The organism is Acinetobacter brisouii (assembly GCF_008993995.1).
In the GTDB taxonomy this organism is placed as follows: Bacteria; Pseudomonadota; Gammaproteobacteria; order Pseudomonadales; family Moraxellaceae; genus Acinetobacter; species Acinetobacter brisouii_A.
In genome coordinates this window covers 1-748 of record NZ_BKNN01000168.1, presented here as the reverse complement: position 1 = coordinate 748, position 748 = coordinate 1, and the positions used below count along the sequence as shown (strand labels likewise).

Here is a 748-nt window from a genome sequence, read left to right as displayed (position 1 = left end):
TATAGTCAAATCATTATAAAACCAATACAATGGTGCAATGAGTTATTCAGAACATTTTAGACGTAAAATTTTAGCTAAGCTTGAGGAAGGTTATTCTATTCGAGCGGTAGCTGCACAATTTGAAATTAATAAAAATACCATTGTTGAATGGAAGAAACGTATAGAGATTAAAAAAACTCGTGTACGTAAACCTTCTAAAATTAACGATGATGCTTTACGTGAAGATGTTGAAAAGTATCCTGATGCTTATCAATATGAACGTGCTGCACGTTTTAATTGTGGTGTTTCATCTATTGGTGCTGCATTAAAGCGCTTAAATATTACAGTTAAAAAAAGACGTTAAGCCATCCTAAAGCAGATACAAAGCTTAGGGATAAATTTATTCTGCAAGTGAATGAATTAGAAAAAAACCATCCGATTATTTATCTGGATGAAAGTGGTTTTAAGTCACATGATTACAGACCTCATGGCTACTCACGAAAAGGAGTACCCTGTCTAGGGCAATATAATTGGCAATTAAAGAATCAGACCAATGCCATTGGAGCAATCCATAAAGGGTATTTATTTTCAGTCGGTTTATTTGACTGCAAAATCAATTCAGATGTTTTTCATTTTTGGATTGAGCAATTCCTCATACCAGCATTACCAGAAAATAGTGTAGTGGTTATGGATAATGCAGCATTTCATAAAAGAGCAGATATTCAGGAGTTATTGGAACAACAAGGGCATAAAATTCTTTGGCTTCCTG

At 33.8% G+C, this 748-nt stretch carries 2 protein-coding genes; both read left to right on the top strand.

Features of this window, described 5'->3' with window-relative positions; translation table 11 throughout:
* Window positions 1-37: 37 nt before the first annotated feature.
* Entirely contained in the window at window positions 38-343 is a 306-nt protein-coding gene (locus tag GBN19_RS15485) for an IS630 transposase-related protein (protein WP_000122230.1), read from the top strand.
* Between the two features lie 47 nt (window positions 344-390).
* Window positions 391-748 (top strand): transposase (locus GBN19_RS15480; RefSeq protein WP_171494514.1); only part of this gene is annotated, 358 nt, incomplete at its 3' end.